The 1,590-nt window shown below is 73.8% G+C and carries 1 protein-coding gene; it reads right to left on the reverse strand.

Going from position 1 to position 1,590, the window contains the following annotated elements:
• Positions 1 to 1,590: amino acid adenylation domain-containing protein (locus AB0D04_RS42660; RefSeq protein WP_362712877.1), on the reverse strand; the 1,590-nt coding region annotated here is incomplete at both ends.

A 1,590-nucleotide genomic window follows, 5' to 3' on the forward strand; every position in this document is an offset into this window, starting at 1 on the left:
TGCGGTAGAGCCGGCTGCCGGGCGGGCCGTACGGGTTCGCGACAAAGCGCTCGGCGGTCGGGCCCGGCCGGTTGAGGTAGCCGCGGGCCAGCCCGCCACCCGCGACATACAGCTCCCCGGGCACGCCCGCGGGCACCGGGCGCAGGCCGTCATCGAGCACATACACCTGGGTGTGGGCGAGAGGCCGCCCGATCGGCGGCACCTGGCCGGCCGACGTGAGCGGGGCGCTCATCGTGGCGCACACAGTGGTCTCCGTCGGGCCGTACGCGTTGATCATGCGGCGTCCGGGTGCCCACTTGGCCACCAGCTCCGGCGGGCAGGCCTCCCCGGCCACCACCAGCGTCGCTACCGTCAGGGTCCGATCCGGGACGGCCGCCAGCACCGACGGCGGCAGCGTCACATGGGTCACGCCCAGGCTGGGGCCGGTCAGCGCCGCGAGGGGTTCCGACGGCGGCAGCACCAGCGTGGCGCCCGTCAGCAGCGCGGTGTACATCTCGGACACGGACGCATCGAAGCTGGGCGAGGCGAACTGCAGCACCCGGCTGTCCGCGTCGATCGCGAACCGCTCCACCTGCGCCGCCACCAGCCCGGCGATGCCCGCATGGCTCACCACGACGCCCTTGGGGCGGCCGGTCGAGCCGGAGGTGTAGATCACATAGGCGGGGTGCCGCGCGTCCAGCGCGACGTCCGGCGCCGTCTCCGGGTGCTGCGCGGTGCCGGTGACCAGGTCCGGGTCGTCCACGACCAGGGCGGGACGGGCGTCGTCGAGCATGACCGCGATCCGCGACCCCGGATACGCCGGGTCCACCGGAAGATACGCCGCTCCGGCCTTCATCGTGCCGAGGACGGCCACCACCAGCTCCACCGAGCGGGGCAGGGCCAGCGCCACGATCCGCTCCGGGCCGATGCCGCGCGCGACCAGCGCATGCGCGAACCGGTTGGCGCGCGCGTCCAGTTCGCGGTACGTCAACGACGCGTCCCCATGGACGAGCGCCACCGCGTCCGGTGTGGTCCGCGCCTGCCGCGCGAAGGAGACGGGCAGCGGGACGGCGTCGACCGGCACCGCCGAGTCGTTGGGGTCCTCCAGCAGCCGCCGCCGCTCGTCCGCGGAGAGCACCTCGATCCGGCCGATGGGCCGCCGCGGGTCGGCGACCACCGCTTCCAGCAGCCGCGTCCATCGGGCCACGAGCCCGTCGACCGTGGCGCGGTCGTAGAGGTCGGTCGCGTACTCGACCGCGCCGGCCAGGCCCGCGGGGGCGCCGTCCGCGCCGAACCGCTCGACCAGGTTGAAGCCCAGGTCGAACTTGGCGGTGCCGGTCGGCACGGGGAGCCCCGACACCGTCAGCCCGGGCAGGTCGAAGTCGCCCATCGGGGCGTTCTGCAGCGCGAACATCACCTGGAACAGCGGGTGGTGCGACAGGGAACGGGCCGGATTGAGCTCCTCGACCAGGTGCTCGAACGGCAGATCCTGGTGGGCGTAGGCGGCCAGCGCATTCTCCCGCACCCGGCGCACCAGCTCGTCGAACGTCGGGTCGCCGGAGGTGTCGGTGCGCAGCACCAGGGTGTTGACGAAGAAGCCGACGAGGTCGT

Origin of the sequence: Streptomyces sp. NPDC048483 (assembly GCF_040651455.1) — a bacterium.
GTDB lineage: Bacteria > Actinomycetota > Actinomycetes > Streptomycetales > Streptomycetaceae > Streptomyces.